Here is a 24,541-nt window from a genome sequence, read left to right as displayed (position 1 = left end):
ATACTACACTGAACGGTTATTTAATTCTGCATCTATGGTATCAATAAACAACTTGCAAGCTCGAACGGTTCGTTCTTAATGTAGAGGGGAGTAGATGATTATGCTTTAATATTAAGTCTTCAAGATTATCATGAGCCTCGGCTTCACGTACAAGCTGCGACAGGCCCGTTGCTGAGATATTATTATCTGATAAATCAACATATTTTAAATTATTATTTGATTTCAATGATTGTGCAATAAGCTCAGCTCCTGCATCACCAATTTTGTTACTTCTGACATTCAAATGTGTCAAAGATGGTGATTCGGTAATCATCACGGCGATTTCTTCAGCGCATTGCTCATTCAAGTTGTTATATGAGATATCCAAAATATTTAATGAAGAATGTCGTGACACAAAATGACGTAATGCTTTCATTCCTTCCAAACCAAAATCATTACAACTTAATACCAACTCATTCAATTCCATATTTGTATCTAGAGCATTTAATAAACGTTGTATACCAATATCTCGTAACCAATTTAAAGATAGATCCAAAACAGCCAGTTTTTTATTGTTTAGAAACGAGAAAAAATCAGGAGAAATTTTGTCTCCAATCCAATTATCAATCAACTTAATTGTATTGAGCTCATCACTAGACAAAGAGTCAAACAAATAGCTAATGCAATCTGTATCAATATGATTGGCATAAAAAGAAATCTCATTCACTTTTGATGATAATTTTAAGATATCATGCAATGCAATATAATCTTTATCATTCAAGTGAGAGTGATCCACACTAATCTTTTTGATTGATTTGCATTGTTTTGAGCCTTTTGACTGTAGGTACTTCTGAAGGTGAGGAATCGCCAAATGGTGTTGTAATTGAAAAAGCTCTATCGCCTCTAACGTTCCATGATCATGTTTCAGTCTAATCGTCATATTACATCCTTTGTAAATTGAATCGTTATTTAAGTGTAGATGATATTTTCCTTTTGGATGTAATAACTTGGAGAAAGAATTTCTCTTTTTCTTTCAAAGTGAACGGTGTCTTATCCCATGCTAGGAAAAAGAAATTTCTTTAATTTAGTGAAAAAAGCCTTCTCCCGTGTAGAGAGAAGGTGCCCACCAGAGCGGATGAGGATATTTATCAAATTTGCGCAACCAAGCGAGTCAGTACATTTCCTGGTCCCACTTCGATGAACACTGTTTCCCCTTTATTTTTCAAATAACGGATTGTTTCAGTCCAGCGAACAGGATGAGTAATTTGCTTCACTAAATTATCTTTAATTAAAGTGTCACTATAAAGTTCGGCTGTAACATTAGCGATTACTTTTGATTGAAGTGGTGAAAACTGAAATGGAGTAATAAATTTTGCGAACTCATCAGCTGCTGATTGCATATAACGTGAATGAAAAGCCCCACTGACTTTTAAAGGCACACACATCAACGCTTCACTGGCAAGTAGCTCATTAGCCTTAGCAATATCTGTAGCAAGTCCTGAAAGAACAATTTGTTTCGGTGAGTTAAAATTGGCAAAATCTACGGAATCTAAGCCATTGGCTTTCAATAAAAATTTAATTCGCTCTTCAGTCAAATTAATTACGGCGAGCATTCCACCACCACTGGCTTGTGCCATCAACTCACCACGCTTTTGCACCAGTTTTAACCCCGTAACAAAATCGAAAACCCCTGCAGCAAATAAAGCAGCGTATTCTCCGAGACTATGTCCTATAAGGTATTGTGGTGTGGGTTCTTCCGCAGCTCTGGCTAGAAAAGAAAGGGCTTCAATAACATATAATGCAGGTTGAGTGTACTCTGTATTGCTCAATTGCTGTTTTGAATCGTCTAAGCATAATTCTTTAATGGAATATCCTAGAACCTCATCAGCTTGTTTTATTTGATCTGGAAAATGTGAAAATAACTCAATTCCCATTCCTTTTGCCTGAGAGCCTTGCCCAGGAAACATATAGATAGTCATAGATCTCCTTTTCTAACATGAATATTCCAAACACCACTCATGATAAATAGAACCCAATATAAAGTCATTAAATAAATTGACTTAATAAATAATGCTTTTAAATCATGGAAATGATTCATCTCGATTGTTTGTTTATTCTAAATAAATAATGTTTCGCCAAAGAATTGACAGGATCAATTTTAGGATGAAGAAAATCCCCCTGTATATCTCGAATCATACCAAGTTTTTCCATAACACGTTGGGAACGTAAATTATCAGGTACTGTAAATGCAACTATTTCTTTTAATTTTAAAGTGTCAAAAGCGTAATTCAAAACCGCTTGTGCTCCCTCAGTTGCATATCCCCTGCCCCAAAAAGAAAATGCCAAACGCCAACCGATTTCCACACAAGGTGTGAAATGTGCCTCCCAAACAGGACGGTTTAAACCAATAAAACCCATGAATTGCTGTGAGTTTTTTTCTTCTACAGCCCATAAAGTATAATTTTCCGCAGCAAGTTGAGTATTCATTCGTTCTATAAATGATGTAACCATATCCATAGTCCATAGATTAGGGATAAACTCCATTACCTGAGAGTCTTGATTCATAGAAAAAAATGGAGCGATATCCTCATCGCTCCATGCTCTTAATAAGAGCCTCTTGGTCTCTATAGTTTTCATGGCAAATAAATTGTACCTTGTAAATAAAGATGGCTCGTTCCATAAAGAAAAACACGTCCTTCTTTTACTTCACACTGCAATTGCCCCTGACGTTTACCACCTTGCATCGCATTGATATGTGATTTATTCAATTGTCCACACCAATAAGGTGCAATAACGCAATGTGCAGAGCCAGTCACAGGATCTTCAGGGACATTACATCCGGGATAAAAACATCGCGAATAAACATCCGTATTTTTACCTGGGGCAGTTAAGATTAAACCTCGATAATCCAAGCAAGCTACCGCATCCAAATCTGGTTCAGCTTCTTGCACATCGCGTTCATTCTCATAAACAAACATTAAATCAAATTGACTTTTAAAGACTTTGTGAGGTTTTTTTAAATTTAATTGTTGCAGCTCCGCTGAAAATTCAATTGGATGATAAGGTAACTCTGGAAAGTCCATCATTAATCCACTTCCATGCCTGCGTACAATAAGCATACCGCTTTTGGAATTAAATTTTATTTCGTCATCCTTAAACCCTAAGTGTTCAAAAATAACATATGCACTAGCAAGCGTTGCATGACCACATAATGCAACCTCTTCATTCGGTGTGAACCATCTTATATAAAATCCATTACCTTCAGGAACAAAAAAGGCAGTCTCAGATAAATTGTTTTCTAAAGCAATTTGTTGCATTTCTTTTTCAGTGAGCCAGCTGTCTAAAGGACAAACTGCTGCTGGATTACCTTCAAAAAGAGCCGAAGCAAATGCATCCACTTGATACATAGGTACACTTTTCATATACACACCTCTTAAAGCAATGATTAAATCACACGAAAGGTATATATGAAGACATTTTTAGAGAATTCAAGAGTTTTTATTCAGTTCTTTTGGGATGAATTTTTAGACGAAAAAACCTACTGATTAGCACCACATCCTTATGATTATAAATTCAGGCTTAGCAATAACACTGTGCCAGAAAAATAATTCTCAGATTGCAGCTATAACCAAAATTTCGATTGCATGAGAAGCAAACCCGGGTTGCAGATAAATCTTTAGCCCAGGTTAAACTTAACACGCAGCGATAGCTGAGAATGTTTGACTCGTTACTTTACTTATTCAGTAATAATTGTAACGTCTTGTGCTTTTAGTCCTTTTGGTCCTTTATCAAGCACAAAAGAAACTGGATCATTTTCATGAAGGGTTTTAAATCCAACACCTTGGATATCTTTATAATGAACAAAAATATCATCACCATTTTCATTAATGATAAATCCAAATCCTTTTTTCTCATTGAACCATTTCACATGGCCCGTTTCTCTTTGCGACATTAGCTATCCCCTTTGTCTTAAGCTTTTACTATCCAACTATTACAGATGTTTATTTTCAGTGTAAAAAATATTCATGATTAAAACACTGAGTTATAATAAACATTTACTTATGTAAGAAATAATTCCTACATATAGATTAGCATAGCAGTTTTTTATTGATTGTTAAGGATTTTTTGAAAAAAAAATCATGATATTTACACTTTTTTTTCTACTGGAAATACACAATGAATCAGATGAAATCAGCTTTTATAAAATTAGCACTTGATTGCCAAGTATTAAAATTTGGTGAGTTTACTTTAAAGTCTGGCCGAATCAGCCCTTATTTTTTTAATGCAGGGTTATTTTATCAAGGCAGCGCGTTACAACAATTGGGGCATTTTTATGCAAAAACCTTAATGAATGAGCAAGCTCAGTTTGAACATTTATTTGGTCCAGCCTATAAAGGTTTACCGCTTGCCACTGCTACAGCTGTGGCTTTAGCCGAATTAGGTCAAGAAACTACGGTTACGTTTAATCGTAAAGAAGTAAAAGATCATGGTGAAGGAGGTCAATTAATTGGTGCCCCATTAACTGGGAAAACCATCATTGTTGATGATGTCATCACTGCAGGAACTGCTTTTAGAGAATCACAGACTTTAATTAAAGAAAATGGCGGGCAATTAACTGGAGTTATTATTGCACTTGATCGCTGCGAACGTGGATTATCTAAAGAATCAACATTGACTGAAATTAAAGCTCAAGGTATTGCCGTTTACTCAATTATTACCTTATTCGATTTAATTGACTATTTAAAAAGTACCAATCAAAACGAGCAAGTCAAACAGCTTGAAGCATATCAAGCTGTTTATGGGTGCTAATATATAAAATTTAATAACTCCTCCAACAATATTTCCCTTCCTAGCCTGGGTATAGCATAGCGAAACCCGGGTTCAAAAATCACTCATGTTAAGAAACCCCGGGTTCCACTGCGCTCAGGCTACAACCATATTTTTTTCAACACTATAAATGTTGCTCTCATCCTTTTATTGACAGTATTTAAAACAAACAGTATTATTGAGTTAATGTTCTATCACGCTAATACATTAATATGAAAACACATACGACAATAAAACATTCTGCACTCCCTGATTTAATGCATGCCATTAGCATGCTTGAAAACAAAGAAGAGGCATTACAATTTTTTACTGATCTATGCACTCCGGCAGAGTTGGAGGCCATGGCAGATCGTTGGCAAGTTGTTCCTTTATTGCGACAAGGCATCCCCTATCGCACCATTCATGAACAAACGGGGGTCAGTGTAACCACAATAACCCGTGTGGCACGCTGTTTGAGTTTTGGTACAGGCGGTTATGAATTAATCGCGAAACGATTGGAGTTACCGTGAAAGATCGCTTACGTTTAGCCTTACAGAAAAAGGGGCGTCTATCTGAAGAATCATTAAGTCTTTTACAACGATGCGGTTTAAAATTTCGCATTAAACCAAATAGCCTACTCACTCATGTTGATAACTTCCCTATTGATCTACTTTTTGTACGTGATGATGACATACCTACTTTGGTATTCGATGGTTTATGTGATGGTGGAATTGTTGGTGAAAACGTCTTATTAGAAGCATCTCTTGCCAATCCAAGAAAATCATACAAAATTTCAGCAGCATTAGGTACTTGTACTTGTCGCCTATCCATAGCAGTTCCTGAATCCACCGATTATCGTGGCCCAGGCAGCCTAGATGGAAAACGCATTGCAACCAGTTATCCTAATTTACTGAATCAATATTTGCGTGATAAAAAAATATGTGCAGAAAGTCTTGTATTATCAGGTTCAATTGAAGTTGCCCCACGAATGGGCATGGCCGATGCCATTTGTGATCTGGTTTCAAGTGGTCAAACCTTGGAAGACAATAAGCTCTATGAAGTCGATACCGTACTCTCAAGCCAAGCAGTATTGATCCAAAGTGATCAAAAAGCCCCCGCTATATTTCAAGATTTATTTGACATGCTTTCTCGAAGAATTCAATCGGTACAACAAGCACAAGAAAGAAAATACATTGTTTTTCATGCCCCTAAATCAGCCTTAGAAGCAATTGCTGAAAAGCTACCTGGTGCTGAGTCACCAACCATTCTGCCTTTACCAGGAAATATAAATAAAGTGGCGGTGCATGTTGTATCCAGTGAACGTGTATTTTGGAACACTTTAGAAACCATTCAAACCCTTGGAGCCAGTTCTATATTGGTTTTACCTATAGAAAAGATGTTGGAGTAATATGATGTTATCGATTAAAAATTGGCAATCCCTATCTCAATCTGAAAAAAAACAATGCCTTACTCGCCCTTTGCAAACATCATCAAAAAGTAAAGTGCAAGAGATTATTAAACAGGTGCGAGCATTTGGAGATCATGCATTATTTGCCCTAACAGAGCAGTTTGATGGTGCTCGTTTGGAAAGCCTGCAAATTCCCCAACGAAAAATTGAGAATGCCAGTATTAGTAAAAAATCACTTACGGCCATCACTGAGGCCATCAAAACGATCACGCTCTATCACCAGGCTCTTTTACCTGAAAATAAAAACATTTGTACTACTAAAGGCGTCAATATTCTCACTACTTATAGACCAATTCAACGAGTGGGGTTGTATATACCAGGTGGTAACAAAACCCCGTTAGTTTCTTCATTATTAATGCAAGCTGTACCTGCACTCGTGGCAGGATGTCCTATAAAAATATTATGTACACCACCTGATGCATTAGGTTCAATCAATGAGCATCTGCTTGTAGCAGCACGATTATGTGGCATAGACACCATTTATTCGCTTGGAGGTGCACAAGCAATCGCTGCTATGGCTTATGGCACAGAAACAGTTGCAAAGGTAGATAAAATTTTTGGCCCAGGCAACAGTTATGTTACAGAAGCCAAAACATTAGTTGCCTCAGATCCATGCGGTGCGGCTATAGATATGCCTGCAGGCCCTTCCGAGGTCATGATCATTGCAGATAATCAAGCGAATCCTGCATTTGTAGCTGCTGATTTGCTCGCGCAAGCAGAACACGGCACCGATTCTCAAGTCATTTTGATTTGTGACACGCTTCAATTTGCAGAGCAAGTAAATCAACAACTACACATTCAATTTAATACATTAGCAAGAACACAAATAATCAAACAATCATTGGCAAACAGTATGATTATTGTATGTACTGAAAAAACTGTGCAATTAAACATAGTTAATTCCTATGCTCCGGAACATTTAATTATCAATCGAGAAAATGCTGAATCATGGGTCGACGAAATCAATTCCGTTGGAACCATATTTCTTGGAGCTTGGGCCGCCGAAACGCTGGGGGATTATGTAACCGGATCGAATCATGTACTGCCAACCCATGGTTTTGCCAGAAATCATAATGGACTCAGTACACTCGATTTTTTAACCTGTTTTAATGTGCAATCGATTAACAAAGAAGGCATTAGAACCATAGGGGCTTCCGCAATGACTCTGGCACAGATAGAAGGATTGGATGCTCATGCACAAGCGGTGCAAATTAGACTAGACGCACTGGAGGTTTAAATGTCAGCACTTAACTTAATACGCTCTGAATTATTAAAAAACGAATCCTATGTGCTAGGTAGTGCATCAATCAAACACAGATTACACGCCAATGAACTTCCTTGGTCTGCATTATGCACAGATATTGACTTAAATTTTTATCCAGAAAAAAGTCTAACGGACCAGTTGCAAGAACAATTGGCGAATCGCTATCAAGTTGAGGCCAATCAAATGGTACTCACGCGAGGCTCTGATGATGGTATTGACTTAATCACCCGTTTATTTTTAAGTGCAGGTCAAGACGCATGTATGCAATTTCCACCGACCTTTTCCATGTATTCTTTTTATGCATCATTACAAGATGCCCAGCTGATTGAGTGTCCTTTAGACCCTAATCGTCAGTTTCAAATCTCAGTAGAAGACATTCGAAGTAAGTGGCAAAAAAATTGTAAGCTTATTTTTCTGTGCAATCCGAATAATCCAACTGCCAACTTAATCGATCTGAACTTTATCGCTCAACTGTGCCATGAATATAAAAATCGTTCCATCATCGTTGTTGATGAAGCCTATATCGAGTTTACTCAGGCACAAAGTACAAGTCGTTTCATTTCTGAGTTCGATAATTTAATTGTTTTACGTACTCTGTCAAAAGCCTATGGTCTTGCTAACCTGCGCTTGGGAATTATCTTGGCTCAAAAACAGATAATCCAAGCTTTTAATAAAATTATGCCTCCCTTCCCTCTTTCCAGTGTCGTGATTGATTTAGCCCTACGTGCACTGAAGCAATCCGAGTGGTTTCTACACGCAATGAAGAGGATTAAAGAGTCTCGAGAAAAATTAATGGTCGAATTGCAACTCAGCTCGGTAATTGAGAAAGTCTATCCAACAGAAACAAACTTTATTCTTGTTAAAACAAAATATGCGACGAGATTACTCTCTTTGCTTACCAAGCAAGGCATGCTACTCAAAAGTTTTCCGCCTAATTCATTGTTGCATGATCATATACGAATCACTGTAGGTGATGATTCACAAAATCAGCTTTTGCTGGATGCGCTCTCTTCTTTTCAAAATAATGATTTAGGATATTAAAATGCAAAAAATATTATTTATTGACCGTGATGGCACCTTAATTGAAGAACCTTTTGATTTTCAAGTAGACTCGTTGGATAAAATTAAACTTACTACAGCAGTTATTCCTGCATTACTGCAATTACAAAATGAAGGGTTTCGTTTTGTTATGGTAAGCAACCAAAATGGTGTGGGTACCCCTGCTTTTCCTGAAGATGATTTTATGATTTGTCATGAGTTTACTCTGGATCTTTTTTCTTCACAGGGGATATTCTTTGATGAAATTTTTATTTGCCCACACATGCCTGAAGACAACTGTTCCTGTAGAAAACCTAAAACAGGATTGGTTGATCAGTTCCTAAAAGAAAGAACAATTGATAAGTCATATTCCTGGGTTATTGGTGACAGGGACACAGACCGGCAATTGGCTGACAATCTGGGCATCCAATTCTTACCCGTATCTAAAGAGCATGGATGGAATCAAATTACCCAAACTATTCTTAATCACAAACGTACTGCGGTGATACACAGAAAGACCAAAGAAACTGAAATTAAGTTAAGCCTGACATTGGATACAGATCAAAGCAGCGCAATCGATACCCCATTGCCATTTTTTAATCATATGCTCGAGCAAGTCGCCAAACATGGTGGTTTTAACCTCGAACTATATGCCAGAGGCGATGTCGAAGTTGATGATCACCATTTAATAGAAGATACAGCCATTGCTTTAGGTGAGGGTCTAAAAAAAGCACTTGGTGATAAATGGGGCATTAACCGTTATGGCTTTACTTTACCTATGGATGAAGCTTTAGCGTCTATAGCTATCGATATTAGTGGCAGAAGTTTTTGTGATTTTCAAGGTCAATTTACTCGAGAATTTGTTGGCGGTATGGCAACTGAGATGGTCCCTCATTTCTTTAACTCATTAGCGACTGCCCTTGCTGCAACGATTCATGTTGAAGTGAAAGGCCAAAATCACCACCACATGATTGAGGCATGTTTCAAATCATTGGGAAGAGCACTAGGTCAAGCTTGCATGAAAACAAATAAGGTCCTGCCATCAACCAAGGGGATATTATGATTGCTGTTATTGATGTCAGTGGAACCAACCTAACCTCTTTGGGTAATGCCTTAACGAGATTAGGGTTGAATTATCAGTTAACACACGACGCAAAAGAAATAAGTAAAGCAAGCCATGTGATACTCCCCGGAGTGGGTACTGCAGCTTATGGCATGAATGCTTTGCGCCAATATGATTTGGTCGATGTGATAACCTCGCTGGAACAACCACTGCTTGGTATTTGTCTTGGCATGCAATTATTGTTCGAAAGCAGTGAAGAATATGATGTTCGTTGCCTAGGAATGCTTCCAGGAAAAATACAACGGTTGCACCAGCAAGATGGTTATCCAGTTCCTCACATGGGTTGGAACCAATTGCAATGGCGCACTGAGACATTTTTAAAACAAGGATTAGCTGAACAAGACTATGTTTATTTTGTTCATAGTTACGCCCTTGGGGAGAGTCAGTATGCTTTGGCTTATTGTGAATACAGTGAACCATTCACGGCCATTATTCAAAAAAATAATATTTGGGGTATGCAATTTCATCCGGAAAAATCGGCGGAAGTTGGAATGACCTTACTAAAAAATTTTTGTAACAATTAGACTATGGAGGCTGTATGATCCTTATCCCTGCAATCGACATTCAAGCAGGTCGTTGTGTGCGTTTACGCCAAGGACAATTTGACCAAGTCACTCAGTTCGATACACTACCCATAGAACGCGCTGCCTACTTCGCGCAATTAGGGGCGAAGCGTTTACATATCGTTGATTTGGACGGTGCACAAACAGGAACAATGCAACAATTACCTTTAATCTGTGCCATGCAAAACACAGGAATTCCTGTACAAGCTGGCGGTGGAGTTCGCTCTTTAGAACAAGCAATGCTATGTTTTTCATCCGGAATATCGAATCTGGTTATAGGCAGTATTGCCATTAGCAATCCCGAACTCACTGCACAGATTATTAACGTAATCAATCCGCAACACATTATTTTGGCTTTAGATGTGCGCATGCAAGAGAGAACCCCCATCCCCGCCATTCATGGCTGGCAAACAACAACTGATAGGAGTTTATGGGATGTTGTTTCTTATTACCAACAATTAGGAATTAAGCAAATACTCTGTACTGACATTGCTTGCGATGGAATGATGCAAGGACCCAATTTTGAACTTTATAAAGAGGCGATAGAACGCTTTCCACAAATTGCATGGCAAGCTTCAGGAGGCATCCGCAATACAGATGATATAAATCAATTGAATACATTAGGTGTAAGTGCGGCTATTTTGGGATTAACCCTCTACCAAGGACACTTAGACCTAAAATCAATGTTACTGCAGATGTAACAGTTGTAGCCTGGGTGTAGCGAAGCGAAGCCCGAGGATATTTTGCCATCTTCCCAGGTGCAGCGAAGGGATCACGGATTATTAATGTGAGTACAAAATTATGTTGACCAAACGAATTATTCCATGTCTTGATGTACGCGATAATCAAGTAGTCAAGGGAGTCAAATTTCGCAATCATCGCGTTGTGGGAAATATTCTTGAGCTTGCGGCCGAATATTCTGCAGCAGGTGCCGATGAGCTTGTCTTTTATGACATTACTGCGAGCTCGGAGCAACGCTCAGTTTGCTCTGATTGGGTAAATCAGGTAGCAGGAACAATTAATATTCCTTTTACTGTAGCAGGTGGAATTCGCTCTCTTAATCAGGCAAAATCGATATTAAATTCTGGAGCTGATAAAATATCCATAAATAGCCCAGCATTAGAAAATCCTGAATTAATCAATGAGTTAAGTCGGAATTTTGGAAGCCAATGTGTTGTAATAGGCATTGATAGTCAATGGATAGATGATGATTATTATGTCTACCAATACACTGGAGATGAGAAAAAAACACTTAATTCCAATCGCAAAACAAAAGAATGGATAAAGGAAGTACAAGACCGAGGAGCCGGAGAAATTGTATTAAATTGTATGCAAGCAGATGGTATACGCAAAGGATATGATTTAAATCAATTAAAACTGATGCGGTCTTTATGCCAGGTTCCATTAATTGCATCAGGAGGTGCCGGAGTACTGGATGACTTTACTAAAGTATTCATTGAGTCTCGTGCAGATGGAGCTTTAGCTGCCAGTATTTTTCATGACAAAATTTTAACAATAAACGATATAAAATTAGCACTAAAAAAACAAAAAATTGAGGTACGATTATGATTCATATGGAAATTAATTCTTTAGATTGGAAAAAAATGAATGGCTTATTACCAGCCATTGTCCAAAATACAGAAAATGGCAGTGTATTAATGTTAGGTTATATGAACCAAGAGGCGTTGATAGCGACACTCACCACTGGCCAATTAAATCTGTACAGCCGAAGCCGAAAACGTCTATGGCGTAAAGGAGAAAGTTCAGGTAATAGCATGTCCGTACAACATATTAGTGTTGATTGTGACAGTGATAGCCTTTTAATTCAGGTTTTACCTAAAGGACCAGCCTGTCATTTAGGTTATACGAGTTGCTTTCAACCAGAGCATAATACGAATTTAGGATTTATACATGAGCTCATTGAGCTGATCAATGAGCGAGCAGACTCAAAAAATGAACACAGTTATACAGTACAATTATTTGAATCTGGACTCTCTCGCTGCGCACAAAAAGTAGGTGAAGAAGCAGTAGAAACCGTAATCGCTGCAGTGAGTAATAACCGTGAAGAATTGGTTAATGAATGTGCCGACTTAATTTTCCACTTATTTGTTTTATTGAAAGCATGTGAATTAAGTTTTTACGATGTGTTGCAATGTTTGCGCGACCGCGATCGAAGCACCCATACCTAGCCTTTGTAGCCTGGTTGCTTGCAACCGGGCTTGTATCTACACATGTTGGATGAGCTGGTTACAGCAATTTTAGATCTAAAAGAAGAAGGGCCATTTTAAGCGCGATACTTTTGAAAAACGGGAAATAGGTGGTTTAAAAATTCCTATACCGTAATCGTGCCACATCATAAATGGCAATTGGCGAATGAATTCCCTTAACTTTTACCCGAAGATGTCCATTAATCTCTATATCCTTTGCAACTTCCATGTAGGTGGATTCAGAGATCAATATCTGTCCTCCAAGACTTAGATCTTGAATTCGAGAGGATAAATTGACAGATGCTCCTATCGCACTATACTGCATTCGTTTCTTAGAACCTACATTTCCAACCACAGCAATTCCCGTATTAACTCCTATCCCCATCTCTATATGCGGTAAATTAATCTTACTATTGGATTGATTCAGTTTCTTTAACATCCGTTGCATTTCTAAAGCACAGGCTACTGCACGGAGTGAGTCATCCCCTGAAGAATAGGGCGCACCAAAAATAGCCATAATTGCATCACCAATAAATGCATCAACAATTCCTTGATATTTTTCTATAATAGGAACCATTTTACCGAAATATGTATTTAAAAGAGAAACAAGAGTTTCACCAGGAATGGATTCAGATAAAGGAGTAAAATTTCTTAAGTCGCAAAACATAATTGTTATTTTATTTTCATACCCGCCTAATTTTTGGTTAGGGGATTCAAGAAGTGTATTGACTACTTTATCAGACATATAAAAACTAAATACCTTACGAATTAACTTATTACGTACTTCAAGTTGGCTTTTTATTTTTTGCAATAAAAGATTCATCTTACGCAGGGTTAATTGATCCTTGGCTATATTGGCTAAATTTAATAGAAGCTCCAACTGTTTTGAGTCGAGTTCGTTTGGAGAGGTATCAGCCAGGCAAAAAGTGCCGACATTATAGCCTTGGGGATCAGTCAAAGGAACGCCTGCATAAAACCGAATAAAAGGATCCTGTTGTACGAAAGGATTATTGGCAAAACGTTCATCAAGAAGCAAATCGTGAATAATTAATGGCTCATGTTTTTGTATTGTTACATTACAAAAAGAAAGACGTCGTGGTATTTGTTTTAATTTTAATCCTTGTCGCGCTTTAAACCATTGTCTTTCTTCATTAAGAAATGAGATAAAACAAATTGGGATATGAAATAAATCAATTGCAAGACGAACCAATCGTTCATAACTTTCTTCAGGGACTGTGTCCATAATCTTTAATGAGACTAGTGCATCAATTCTTTTCTGTTCTAACTCTTGAGAGGTTTTTATTTTTTTCGATTTTAATCCCATAATAATCTCGATCCTGAACCCTAAATAATTATAAGACAAATAACCCGCTTATCCTTTATATACTCATTATAGATTAAATATTAACCACAATTTTTTATATCAATCTTAATTAATGGTATTATCTGTCCGGTTCAATTCCCTACAAAATTACGGTGGGTTCCCAGCAAAACATGAGCATTTATTCTGTCGGGCCAAGGCCCGACCTACTAGCTTATTCTAATGTTAACTGAGCAAACGTAGATACCTAGAGCATTAAGGGGCCTACACAACTGCCAGCAAAACTGCAGTCAGATAATTTCCTTCAGGAAAAGAAGTTAACGTAGGATGACAACTTGCTGGGCCATAAACACCGAGAATGCGAGCTTGCTTCCCTACCGCTCCAGCTTGTGCACTGACCAAAGAGCAAAACTCCTGAGATGACAATGCTGAGGAGCAATTACACGTCATTAACAAGGAACCTGCCTTCATATACTTAAATACTTCGCGATGCAGAAATCGATAATAGTTTTTAGCCCGTTCAACATGTTGTTTTGATGGAACCAATTTAGGAGGATCCAGAATGACTAAATCATAATCTCCTGCTTTTGTTAAATACTCACGGGCATCTGCTTCGATAAACTCAATCTGGTTCACATCATTTAATGCAGCATTTTTCTTTGCTTGCGCGATTGCTTGGGCAGAGCTATCGATAGCAGTTACTTTTGCAGCTCCTGCTCGCGCAGCATGCAAGGCAAAGCCACCACTATAACAATAAAGATCTAATACGTTTTTTCCTTTGGATAATTGAGCAATACGCTGATGATTCTCTCGTTGATCAAGAAACAGTCCTGTTTTTTGTGCTTGAGCAAATTCAACTTCATAAATAACCCCAGCTTCAAAAACTTTAGTATCGTACTGCTTCTCTTGAGTAGTGATTTGCTTCCATCCATCCTGACTCAATGGTTTACTTTGGGGCATCCAAACAACTTGATCTGTCGGAAATAAATTTTGCAAAGCATGCATAATTACTTCTCGATTAAGCTCCACCCAATAAGCAGAACTAGCAACAACACAAATCTGATTAAATCGATCAATCGTTAATCCAGACAGACCATCTGCCTCACTATTAAACAAGCGATAAGCCGTGGTTTCTTCATTAGGTAAATTCAAACATTCCCTAACCTGTTTTGCCTGCTTTAAACGATGTGCAATCAAGAAATGTAAATTGCTTATATCTATGGATTCATTTGCGAGCGCCAATACTCTAACTCTATAAAGAGAATGCTCATTATAAGCCCCAACGCCAATCAGCTCTTCATCCGCATTGTAAATATCAACCAAATGTCCTGTTACTAATTTCCCATGGGTTTTTGCAATAGCTTTGGGGAATATCCACGGATGACCACGTAATACAGTGTTTTGTTTCGCCTTAAGCAAAATAACCTTAGCATTCATTTTTCTATTTCCCCAAGAACAAAAATCGGCTAATCTACACAAAGAACGATAGACCTGCAAGAGTTCATAATTTTATAAAGCCCCAAAAGCAGTTCCCGCTCAACTTGACTGAAAAAATAAGAATTAGGGACAGTGATGCCACAAACTATAAAAAAATGTTTTATCTCCCTTTTTATAACCAATGATCTTACAATTAACACATTTTGGTAAACGATATGGAAAATACACAAAAGTTCTCTTATGGACTCACTTTAGGAGCTTTAGGAGTTGTGTTTGGTGATATAGGTACCAGTCCATTGTATGCCTTAAAAGTCACTCTGGATAATCTTCCTATTTCCCAAACTACCATAATGGGAGTGCTCTCACTGATCTTCTGGTGTTTGATTATTATTATTTCATTCAAATACTTAATCATGATTTTTCGGGCAGATAATGATGGAGAAGGAGGAATTCTTGCCCTTTTGGCGCTAATGAAGCTTAAAAGTACTCGCTTTGTCCCATTATTTTATATTGTTTCAATTTTTGGAGCAGGCTTACTCTTAGGCGATGGCATGCTTACGCCTGCCATATCAGTAATCAGTGCCGTCGAAGGCCTTAGCACACTTTCTGATTCATTTACACCCTACATTCTCCCCATTGCAGGAGTAATTCTAGTCTTTCTTTTTATGCTGCAGGCAAGAGGAACAGGAAGCATAGGCAATCTATTTGGCCCATTTATACTCATCTGGTTTATAACCATTGCTGTACTCGGAATCATACAAATAGCTAAAGCACCAATAGTGCTAACAGCAATCAATCCATACTATGCGTTTGCATTGATCCAAGAAACCGGATTTAAAGGATATTTATTATTGGGAGGCATTTTTCTTGTTGTTACAGGTGGAGAGGCACTTTATGCCGATATAGGACACTTTGGAAAAAATCCTATTCGCGCCAGTTGGTTTGCGGTTGTTCTTCCCTGCTTGGTGCTCAATTATTTTGGCCAAGGCGCCAACTTACTTTTACACCCACAAGCGATTGGCAATCCATTTTATATGATTGCCCCACAATGGTTTTATATTCCATTAATTATTCTTGCCACTATTGCAACGGTAATCGCGTCACAAGCAGTTATTTCAGCTACATTTTCTTTAACAAAGCAAGCCGTTTTATTAGGTCTATGTCCTCGTATACCCATAGTACAAACATCCAAAGAGTTCTCTGGACAAATTTATGTACCGCAAATTAACTTTATTTTGTTTATTGGGACAATCACTTTCTGTGTTGCTTTTAAAACATCAGATAATTTGGCACATGCCTATGGAATTGCTGTAAATGCATACATGCTCCTGATTGATGCAATGGTTGCCTACGCTGCTTTATCGATTTGGAAGTGGTCGAAATTTAAAGTCACGATGATATTCGGATTATTCCTTACTATAGACTTTGCGTTTTTGGGCTCAAATTTACATAAATTTTTGACTGGTGGTTGGGTCCCAGTCACCTTCGCTTTACTGATTGCAATGATAATGTATACCTGGAAATTTGGTTTGGAATACTTGCGCGATCATTACTACATGAATAAAGATGACATTTCTAAAATTATCAGACAATTAGAGTACAAAAGCTTGAATCAGCTGACTGATTTGACAGCAATTTTTATTACCGATGTTTATGATAAAAGTGGCGGAAGCTTTCTCCACTTCCTCAAGTTAAGTCGCGCAGTTCCAGAGCGCGTCATTATCGTTAATTATGTTGTAGACAACATCCCGTATGTTCATTACAGTCAACGTTATGAAATCACCTGCCTGCATGAAAAGATATTTAACCTCACTTTACATTATGGCTTCATGGAAACTATTTCGATACCCAGAGCTCTGGAGCGAGCCTCAAACAAAAATCTGTTCCCCTTCAAGTTAAATGTTGATCGCGCTACATATATGGTGGAAATTCCCAATATTACCGCATCAAAATCAAAAAAATCATTAACATTCTATTGGCAAGAAAAGTTATTTGCATTTTTAATACGTAATTATTCTGCCAATTTAAATATCGACTTTTATAAATTGCCATACAATAGAACCATGGCAATTGGTACTTATTATATTATGTAATCTCAGGAGTTTTTTATGTGGTTTAACAATGCATTAATTTATCAATATGAACTGGATGAGGCTTGTGATTTAACAGCTTCTTTAGCTGAAAATAGCCTAAAACCTTGTCCTCCACATGCTCGTTTTATTTATGGCTGGCTTCCCGCTTTTGCAGATGAAATGGTACAAGAAGTTGCCGGAAGCTCATTGATTTGTATGGGCAAAGAAGAGCGTTTACTGCCACGCGGTGTGATCAACAAAATGTTGGCTGAAAAAGTGCAAATGCTTGAAACGCAACAAGGTCGCCCTGTAAAGCGCGCAGAGAAAGCACAAATGGCTGAAGACATCGAATTTGAATTGTTACCTAAGTCATTTTGTATTCAGAAAAAAATGTTTGCCATTCTTGATAGCGTCGGTAAAAGAATCATAGTTAATGCGTCCAGTAATAATCAAGCAACGCAGCTCACCTCTCTTTTACGTAAATCAGTAGCAGGAATCTCAATAGAACCAATTACCCATACAGAAAATCTGGCAGTGCGTTTTGCAGAATGGATACACTCTCCTGGCACGCTACCCAGCCAGTTTCAATTAGCGTCTGATTGCATACTTGTTTCTCTTGATGATGAAAAGAAACGAGTACATTGCAAGGGATATGAACTACCAGCAGAAGAAATTTTAACATTATTATCGCAAGGTATGGGGACTGCTGAAATTTCTTTAATCTGGAAAGAAAGAATCCAATTAACATTAACCCATGATTTTAGCTTTAAAAAACTCAAAAGCCTCGACTTTCTGCTCGATGATTTTAGTGAAATTAAGCAACTTGATGAAGAATATCAACAACGCGATGCAGCACTTACTCTATTATCAGGTGAGCTTCGTGAGTTAACAAATGATCTTTTAGCCGCACTCACAGCAAAAGAAAAAGAACCTGAATTAGAAGAGATGGTATAACTCTTGTAGCCTGGCTGTTTGCAGCCAGGCCTGTTCATGGATATTGTACTCCAGGCTGCAGCAATCAGCCACTAATACTACCATCTTACTTGATAAAGTGCTGGATTATCTGGAAGAATTTCTTCCGAATCGATTTGTTCTGCCATAGTTGGAATAGGAAGAGGATCCCTTTTTTCCTCGCCTCTCTTGCATATATGCTGTATTAATTGAATTCTCTCTAGATAAAAAGAACGTTCCAATTCTTTATAAAAATCAGATAAAAACTTTTTTGCTTCTTGAGAAAGCTCATTTACATTAAATTGTTTACTTAGAGTTTCACCAAGCACACTAATGAGATTTTTATAATTAATCCAATCATTATTGATACAATTATAAATCATTGGACTATTTGGATTAGTTTCGTCAATAAACTTGATTAACTTTGAATAATGCGCCTCTCTAACTTTGCCCCATTCCTTATATGTTTTTTTAAATTTTTCTAAGAATTCCTCTGTTGTCATGATACATCCACCCAAACATCATAAAATCATAAATTAAATTGTTTCTTTAGCATTCATTACTTTTGTTTGTGACTTGTAGACTGGGTGAATCGAAGTGAAACCCGAGATTTTCTGCACCAATACCTCGGGTTACGGCTAGCGCCTTCACGCAGGCTACAGCCTCACCATTTAAAAATGAGACAACTTCTTAGACAATTCTATCCATTTTATTTGTATGATAAGTTGCTCTATAAACAGTAAACGCTTCATCCGCGGCCTTTTTGAAGCCTAGCGCCATATTCGCTTCATACATAACCACTAAAGCCAGTCTCGCACTTGGCGCTTGGGGATAGTTTTTAACGACATAGCTCGCCCTGTTGATTGCTGCAACATACATCTTGCGTTTAAAATAGAATGTCGCAACATTCAATTCATGCTGTGCAAACATATTGCGTAAGTAGATCATGCGCTGCAAGGCATTTGCCTTATATTTACTATCAGGGAATTTTTGAATCAAAATACCAAAGTCAGAGTAAGCTTGAGTTTGTGTTCCAGGATCTCTCCATGACTCATCCAACGGCAGGAACTTTGCAAAAACGCCACGGCTTTGTTGGAAATTAGCCATACCACGCATGTAATAGGCGTAATCTACATTTTTAGCACGTGGATAAAGATGAATGAATCGCTCAGCAGTAGCCGCCGCTGAGGGATAGTCTTCATTTTTATAATAAGCATAAATTAATTGCATTTGCGAGTGTTCTGTATAATCACTAAAGGGATACATTGTTTCTATCGCCTCTAGATGCTTTATTGCTGTTGCATATTCTTTTTTACGTAAGTCCTTCTGGGCTGCTGTATTGAGTTGCTCTGCAGTCATTCCTTTATAAGGGTTATGATCTTCATCGTCTTTCCCCCACCATGTCTTGCATGCAGATAAAGATACAATAAGACCTATTAGGAACAACATTTGAATTCGTTTCATAAACTACACCTAACCTATTTATAAATATATATCTGTTGCATCCACAACAGCACAAAATTTGGGAACATTATACCTATGACTATATAATTTGCGAACATTCTTACGCTTTTTTTAAAGAATGAAAAAAATATAAACAGCATTAAAAAAAAGTACGCTCTTATCGCTTAGAATCGTAAAAAAATGTTTGCAAAACCTAGGTCATTGAGATAGTATTCTCGCCTGGAGAGATGGCAGAGCGGTCGAATGCGGCGGTCTTGAAAACCGTTGAAGGGCAACCTTCCCAGGGTTCGAATCCCTGTCTCTCCGCCAAATTTCTTACAGTAATCAATCAACAACTTCTCATTAAATACTGCAGCAAAAAATTAACTTTTGAAGAAAATATTCATAGTCTTCAGCTCCAACAAAAGACCCAATGCGCACATATGTATAGAGAGGATGGTTCATACGCTATTGAAATTATTTAGGCCGTTGGTATAGTAACTTTATCTTACGTTAATGGGGAACTGCATGTTAAGGAATACACTGAAACGTTTTGGCAGTATCACAAAACTTCTACATTGGTTGATTTTTATTTTAATTGCCGCTCAATTTTATTTCGTCTGGTCTCTTAGTGAGAACTCTCCGCTGATACCACTCTATATGATGCTGCATAAATCAGTGGGTGTAACTGTTTTAGTGCTCGGAATTTTATTCTATATTTGGCATATTATTAGTATTAAACCCCTCCCCCCAGAAAATCAACCGCGATGGCAATACTTTATTTCTAAATTGGTCCATCATGTTCTTTTTATTCTTATAATATTGATGCCACTTGTTGGCTACCTATTAACTTGCTCTGATGGCAAACCGATTAACTTTTTTGGCTGGTTCACTATACCGTGCCTTATTCCGACGAGTGAACAGCTTGGTAATATGATGTTCTCAGCCCATGAAACAATTGCCTTTATCATTCTGATTCTCGTTGGCATTCATTTCCTTGCAGCACTGTATCATCATGTCATTCGCAAAGATGAGGTATTAAAGCGTATGCTTCCGTTTACTTCGAATAAATAAAATTCAACATAATAAAAAGAAAAAAATCGCTATATTAGACAAGTGACCGAGTAAAGAAAATCTTTACTCGGTTGAAACATTATTATTGAAATTGATAAGGAGCCGAAGGAGTATATGCATCAACATGGCTTGAAGGATCTTGATATGGTTGATACGTAGGTGCTTCATATGAAGGAGATTGCTGCCTACCATCCTGATACATCTGAGGTTGATATCGCTGATATACAGGGGTTAGATTCGTTGGATCTTGAGATTCTTGCGTTTGATATGTAGGAGCATGATACGCAGGAGGCTGCTCATAATATGACGGAGTTTGTTGAACTAGAACTGGAACATAAGTTCTTGGAGGAATTTTACAATCAAAGTGTAAACCACCAACATCCACAACACTCACTTCTCCTCTACGAAGTTGTCTTAATTCGGTGAGTAATTTCTGAACGCCCTTATCACGATTAAAAAAGGAAGGTATCGCTTTTTCATTACCTAATAATTTTGCCATTTCAGCACGATATGCGATCATAGCGCATTTTACTGCCATAGGATCCATATTTTTTTTATCACGTAAAAAAGCTTCATCACTAGCCGTTAATCTAAATCGATCTGGGTCAGCTGGATCCATAGACTCTTTATTCGCAGATTTATTGGCAGAATCATAAAGAAGACTCATTGCAAAAGCGCCTACACCGGCACCAATAACTCCAAGCAGTACCACACCTATAGCCACTACACCAACTGGATTACATCCTGCTGCTATTGCAAGTGCAATTAATGGTGCAGCGCCAAAATTCATTGTTAAAAAAGCTGATCCAGCACCAAAACCAATAGAAGTAGCAAACATTAATGCGCCCTTCAGCCAACCTTCACCATACCAAAAGCGTTCCATACTGTCTGCAAATTCATTTATCATATAAGCCATAGCAAGGAAAGCTAAAACTACAGCAACTAAGGCTAAAGCTAAAATGAGCAGGAAAGCAATCAATTTAGTTAAATCGTCATTTGTGCCGTGCCCATGGCTATTTGAAGGCAAACAACTACCTCTATGATAACCAGGCCCATGGTGATTATGTAGCATAGAATCTAAGAGTATGCAGTTTAAAAGTGTTGAATCAGTATTATTGTAATAATTATGCTCATGAATCTCAACATAAACAGTTGGTCTAAATTGAGGTATAGGAGGATTAAACGCTGGTTGTTGAGGAGGATGCTGTTGATATATTGGTAGTGCTCGAAAAATTGTATCAAACGCCTGGTATGCTTTAGCTTTCTCCGCAAGATCTAAATGATAAAACGGGCTATTGGGTTGGTAAAACATAGCAGATTGTAGTTCTGCAAGCATTTGGCTGTGCATCTCATAAATGCCTGCCCCTTCTAGACTTTTATAATGCTTTAGTAAGTTTCCATATAATATCTTTAATTTATAATCAGTAAATTTCGTAGTTAAACCAGACATAGAGATCTCCTATAAATTGGGTTATATAGGCAAACTCTGCTATCTGGATCCTAGGACATTAATTTTCAAATGAAAAATCAAAAACCATGAAGCTCAAGCCAACACGTTTGTCTATAAAACCTAGTGCTTAACAATTTGTGCTCGATTAATTAAACTTTTTACATACAAGTCATAATCCATCATGCCGTAGCTTGCTTCGATTTGTTGAATTAAGCTATCTTGTTGCTCCCTGTCTAACGTACTTAATTTGCCATCATGTATCTGTTTTAATCTGACCACTACATAATCACCATTTGGCATAACCAGACCATCGCGGCTTTCTGGTCTTAATAAATTGAATGCCATGTCATTAATATCAGTATCAACTTTATCATTGTCACGAGTAGATTTAACTACTGATTTCCACGATAATTTATTACTACTAATCAGTTCTTGTTGTTTCTTATCCTCAACTGGGTTTAATAAATTCATCCCAATTTTTTTCGCTTTAGCTTCAGCCATTTTATTAACTAAAATTTTGCTGATTTGCTCTTGAACAGCTTCTAAAGGCTGTTCTTTCTCCGCCCAATGTTGATCAACACGTATGACCACAACTGAATCATTATCAATTTGGATCGGTTCACTATTGTTTCCTAGATCAAGTACATCATGACTAAATGCCGTATTCAGTACTTGTTTGTTTTTTGTAATGCTATCTGTACCACCTGCGCGTGAAAAAGGCTGTGCTTTTTCAATTTTTAGATTTAATGCATCAGCTACAGGTTGAAGCGAATCTGGTGACTGATAACTTAAATCAGATAACTGTTCTAAAGCCTGTGTATATTTAGTTTGAGCACCTTCAGCAACCAATTGTTCCTTAATAGATGCTTCTACTTCGGAAAAAGATTTTGTTGAAACAGGCTTATAAGCAATAAGCTTAAAAATTTCATATCCATGTTTCGTTTTTTCAGGGGAAGAAATCTGCCCCGGTTTTGTTAAATTAGATAAAATTTGATTGTAGTTATTTTGTCCACCCGCTGTAATCCAAGGAAGAACCCCCTTGTCAGCAATAGAAAGCTTATCATCTGATATTGTTGAAACAAAATGTTCGAATTGTTCTGGATTTTTTTGTAATAACTGATATACATCATTTGCTTTTTTCTGAACTTTTTTCAAATCAGCTTGGCTGGCATTTTCAGGAGCAGCAAATAAAATATGAGCAACCTGCCAACTTGCTGGAATCAAATAGTTACTTTGATTTTCTTCATAATAACGTTTTGCATCTTCATCAGATATTTTAATTTTGTCCTTAATATCATGCATAGACAAACTAACATAATCTATGCTGACTTGTTCTGGACTCATAAATTCTTTTTTATGCTTCTTATAATAATCAGCAACCTCTTCTGAAGAAACATGGGCATCTTTGTCAAAAGCGGAAGCCGCAATTGTTAAATAATCATAGTCTCTGTTTTGCATATACAAACTTACAAAACGGTCGATTTCATCGGGCAAAGCAAAGGAGCTCCCCATAAAAGCAAACCGTTGCTGGTTTAATAACATGCCTTGTTCTACTTCATTTTGAAAGCTTGATTGCGTGAATAAAGCAGCATTAAGTGCTTGTTGATATTTCTGGGCTGAAAAATGACCGTCTTCTTGAAACTGAGGAATGCTCAAAATCGCTGCATTTGCTTGATTTGGGCTGACGTCGAAGCCATTTTTACGTGCAGATTGCACTAAAACCTCATTAGTAACCATTTGGTCTAACACTTGGTTTTGCAATTTTTTTTCATCAGCAGCAGTCATTTGCTCAACATCTTGCATAGAACGAGCACGTCTATAATTGGTTTCAAATGCCTGTAATGTTACAGGTTGACCATTGACGGTTACCTTAGCGTTTGTCGTTTGACGCGATTGTAGATAATAATCCACACCAAAAAGTGTAAACGTAATACCGATTAAGATAACTACTAACCAAGCTACAACACCCTGTATACGTTCATTTAACTTTTGTAACATGTCGCGAGATCCATATTATTTAATTAAGGCTCTATTCAATTTAGCGAGGGCATTATAACCCTGACTGCAAAAAATCAAAACAAAAACTATAAAACACTTACTCAACAAAAAATTTCTTTCTAAAATCAGTTAGATAATTAAAAGTTGAAATGAATACATTACTTCTTTTTCACACCTTCACTTGAACTAAAAAAAAGATTAGGGGATAAATTTTGAAGTAAAAATTTCTTTCCAGATAAAAAAAACGCGCCTTTCGGCGCGTTAATCTGGCGGAGTGGACGGGGCTCGAACCCGCGACCCCCGGCGTGACAGGCCGGTATTCTGACCAACTGAACTACCACTCCATT

At 37.5% G+C, this 24,541-nt stretch carries 24 protein-coding genes and 2 tRNA genes; 14 read left to right on the top strand and 12 right to left on the bottom strand.

Going from position 1 to position 24,541, the window contains the following annotated elements; all coding sequences use genetic code 11:
• Positions 1 to 40: 40 nt before the first annotated feature.
• The 5 genes from Lste_RS05595 to Lste_RS05575 all read right to left on the bottom strand — a co-directional run bounded on the left by Lste_RS05595 (position 41) and on the right by Lste_RS05575 (position 3,931).
• Complete coding sequence (locus Lste_RS05595) at positions 41 to 919, bottom strand: leucine-rich repeat domain-containing protein (protein WP_058510077.1); 879 nt, start codon at positions 917 to 919, stop codon at positions 41 to 43.
• A gap of 208 nt (positions 920 to 1,127) precedes the next feature.
• Positions 1,128 to 1,958, bottom strand: coding sequence for an ACP S-malonyltransferase (fabD, locus tag Lste_RS05590; protein WP_058510076.1), 831 nt, complete (start codon positions 1,956 to 1,958; stop codon positions 1,128 to 1,130).
• 115 nt (positions 1,959 to 2,073) lie between these two features.
• Complete coding sequence (locus tag Lste_RS05585) at positions 2,074 to 2,616, bottom strand: GNAT family N-acetyltransferase (protein WP_083503916.1); 543 nt, start codon at positions 2,614 to 2,616, stop codon at positions 2,074 to 2,076.
• The gene (locus tag Lste_RS05580; RefSeq protein ID WP_058510075.1) at positions 2,613 to 3,401 is read right to left on the bottom strand and encodes a PhzF family phenazine biosynthesis protein; all 789 of its coding nucleotides are present in this window, start codon (positions 3,399 to 3,401) and stop codon (positions 2,613 to 2,615) included. The genes Lste_RS05585 and Lste_RS05580 overlap by 4 nt, the downstream gene beginning before the upstream one ends.
• Before the next feature lie 314 nt (positions 3,402 to 3,715).
• On the bottom strand, positions 3,716 to 3,931 hold the full coding sequence (locus tag Lste_RS05575) for a cold-shock protein (protein ID WP_003631957.1): 216 nt from the start codon (positions 3,929 to 3,931) through the stop codon (positions 3,716 to 3,718).
• A gap of 224 nt (positions 3,932 to 4,155) precedes the next feature.
• Between Lste_RS05575 and pyrE the strand changes: the two genes are divergently transcribed.
• The 10 genes from pyrE (at position 4,156) to hisIE (ending at position 12,430) form a co-directional block, all read left to right on the top strand.
• Positions 4,156 to 4,788, top strand: a complete 633-nt coding sequence (gene pyrE / locus Lste_RS05570; RefSeq protein WP_058510074.1) for an orotate phosphoribosyltransferase — start codon at positions 4,156 to 4,158, stop codon at positions 4,786 to 4,788.
• Between the two features lie 230 nt (positions 4,789 to 5,018).
• On the top strand, positions 5,019 to 5,315 hold the full coding sequence (locus Lste_RS05565) for a YerC/YecD family TrpR-related protein (RefSeq protein ID WP_058510073.1): 297 nt from the start codon (positions 5,019 to 5,021) through the stop codon (positions 5,313 to 5,315).
• Positions 5,312 to 6,193, top strand: a complete 882-nt coding sequence (gene hisG / locus Lste_RS05560; RefSeq protein ID WP_058510072.1) for an ATP phosphoribosyltransferase — start codon at positions 5,312 to 5,314, stop codon at positions 6,191 to 6,193. Before Lste_RS05565 ends, hisG begins: the two co-directional genes overlap by 4 nt.
• Positions 6,194 to 6,197: 4 nt before the next feature.
• A complete protein-coding gene (hisD, locus tag Lste_RS05555; protein WP_058511656.1) occupies positions 6,198 to 7,490 on the top strand; it encodes a histidinol dehydrogenase in 1,293 nt (430 codons plus the stop codon).
• Complete coding sequence (hisC, locus tag Lste_RS05550) at positions 7,491 to 8,558, top strand: histidinol-phosphate transaminase (protein WP_058510071.1); 1,068 nt, start codon at positions 7,491 to 7,493, stop codon at positions 8,556 to 8,558.
• Position 8,559: 1 nt separating this feature from the next.
• A complete protein-coding gene (gene hisB, locus Lste_RS05545) occupies positions 8,560 to 9,618 on the top strand; it encodes a bifunctional histidinol-phosphatase/imidazoleglycerol-phosphate dehydratase HisB (RefSeq protein ID WP_058510070.1) in 1,059 nt (352 codons plus the stop codon).
• The gene (gene hisH / locus Lste_RS05540) at positions 9,615 to 10,202 is read left to right on the top strand and encodes an imidazole glycerol phosphate synthase subunit HisH (protein WP_058510069.1); all 588 of its coding nucleotides are present in this window, start codon (positions 9,615 to 9,617) and stop codon (positions 10,200 to 10,202) included. Before hisB ends, hisH begins: the two co-directional genes overlap by 4 nt.
• Positions 10,203 to 10,216: 14 nt before the next feature.
• Complete coding sequence (locus Lste_RS05535; protein ID WP_058510068.1) at positions 10,217 to 10,942, top strand: 1-(5-phosphoribosyl)-5-[(5-phosphoribosylamino)methylideneamino]imidazole-4-carboxamide isomerase; 726 nt, start codon at positions 10,217 to 10,219, stop codon at positions 10,940 to 10,942.
• Between the two features lie 100 nt (positions 10,943 to 11,042).
• A complete protein-coding gene (gene hisF, locus Lste_RS05530; RefSeq protein WP_058510067.1) occupies positions 11,043 to 11,810 on the top strand; it encodes an imidazole glycerol phosphate synthase subunit HisF in 768 nt (255 codons plus the stop codon).
• Complete coding sequence (gene hisIE / locus Lste_RS05525) at positions 11,807 to 12,430, top strand: bifunctional phosphoribosyl-AMP cyclohydrolase/phosphoribosyl-ATP diphosphatase HisIE (RefSeq protein WP_058510066.1); 624 nt, start codon at positions 11,807 to 11,809, stop codon at positions 12,428 to 12,430. Before hisF ends, hisIE begins: the two co-directional genes overlap by 4 nt.
• A gap of 133 nt (positions 12,431 to 12,563) precedes the next feature.
• On the opposite strand, the gene Lste_RS05520 is transcribed toward hisIE, so the two are convergent.
• Positions 12,564 to 13,772 carry an adenylate/guanylate cyclase domain-containing protein gene (locus Lste_RS05520; RefSeq protein ID WP_058510065.1) on the bottom strand — a complete coding sequence of 403 codons (1,209 nt, stop codon included), beginning with the start codon at positions 13,770 to 13,772 and terminating at the stop codon, positions 12,564 to 12,566.
• Between the two features lie 261 nt (positions 13,773 to 14,033).
• On the bottom strand, positions 14,034 to 15,206 hold the full coding sequence (locus tag Lste_RS05515) for a class I SAM-dependent rRNA methyltransferase (RefSeq protein WP_058510064.1): 1,173 nt from the start codon (positions 15,204 to 15,206) through the stop codon (positions 14,034 to 14,036).
• Positions 15,207 to 15,421: 215 nt separating this feature from the next.
• Here Lste_RS05515 and Lste_RS05510 point away from each other — a divergent pair, with 215 nt between their 5' ends.
• Together Lste_RS05510 and Lste_RS05505 are read left to right on the top strand one after the other, a co-directional pair.
• Positions 15,422 to 17,299 carry a potassium transporter Kup gene (locus Lste_RS05510; RefSeq protein ID WP_058510063.1) on the top strand — a complete coding sequence of 626 codons (1,878 nt, stop codon included), beginning with the start codon at positions 15,422 to 15,424 and terminating at the stop codon, positions 17,297 to 17,299.
• A 15-nt stretch (positions 17,300 to 17,314) separates the two neighbouring features.
• A complete protein-coding gene (locus Lste_RS05505) occupies positions 17,315 to 18,232 on the top strand; it encodes a recombination-associated protein RdgC (RefSeq protein ID WP_058510062.1) in 918 nt (305 codons plus the stop codon).
• A 77-nt stretch (positions 18,233 to 18,309) separates the two neighbouring features.
• Here the strand turns inward: Lste_RS05505 and Lste_RS05500 are convergent, their stop codons facing one another.
• Together Lste_RS05500 and Lste_RS05495 are read right to left on the bottom strand one after the other, a co-directional pair.
• Positions 18,310 to 18,732 (bottom strand): hypothetical protein, encoded by a 423-nt coding sequence (locus Lste_RS05500; RefSeq protein ID WP_058510061.1) that lies wholly within the window; start codon positions 18,730 to 18,732, stop codon positions 18,310 to 18,312.
• A gap of 187 nt (positions 18,733 to 18,919) precedes the next feature.
• The gene (locus tag Lste_RS05495; RefSeq protein ID WP_058510060.1) at positions 18,920 to 19,693 is read right to left on the bottom strand and encodes an outer membrane protein assembly factor BamD; all 774 of its coding nucleotides are present in this window, start codon (positions 19,691 to 19,693) and stop codon (positions 18,920 to 18,922) included.
• Positions 19,694 to 19,914: 221 nt separating this feature from the next.
• On the opposite strand from Lste_RS05495, the gene Lste_RS05490 reads away from it, so the two are divergent.
• Positions 19,915 to 20,002, top strand: a tRNA-Ser gene (locus Lste_RS05490).
• A 198-nt stretch (positions 20,003 to 20,200) separates the two neighbouring features.
• Positions 20,201 to 20,746, top strand: coding sequence for a cytochrome b (locus Lste_RS05485; protein WP_193393387.1), 546 nt, complete (start codon positions 20,201 to 20,203; stop codon positions 20,744 to 20,746).
• 82 nt (positions 20,747 to 20,828) lie between these two features.
• On the opposite strand, the gene Lste_RS05480 is transcribed toward Lste_RS05485, so the two are convergent.
• From Lste_RS05480 to Lste_RS05470, 3 genes are all read right to left on the bottom strand, one after another.
• Complete coding sequence (locus tag Lste_RS05480; protein ID WP_058510059.1) at positions 20,829 to 22,196, bottom strand: hypothetical protein; 1,368 nt, start codon at positions 22,194 to 22,196, stop codon at positions 20,829 to 20,831.
• Between the two features lie 120 nt (positions 22,197 to 22,316).
• Entirely contained in the window at positions 22,317 to 24,194 is a 1,878-nt protein-coding gene (locus tag Lste_RS05475) for a SurA N-terminal domain-containing protein (RefSeq protein WP_058510058.1), read from the bottom strand.
• Positions 24,195 to 24,461: 267 nt separating this feature from the next.
• Positions 24,462 to 24,538, bottom strand: a tRNA-Asp gene (locus tag Lste_RS05470).
• Positions 24,539 to 24,541: the final 3 nt, after the last annotated feature.

It is taken from the genome of Legionella steelei (assembly GCF_001468005.1).
Taxonomy (GTDB): domain Bacteria; phylum Pseudomonadota; class Gammaproteobacteria; order Legionellales; family Legionellaceae; genus Legionella; species Legionella steelei.
The sequence above is the reverse complement of the archived record's forward strand: the minus strand, read 5'-3'. Positions and strand labels throughout refer to the sequence as shown.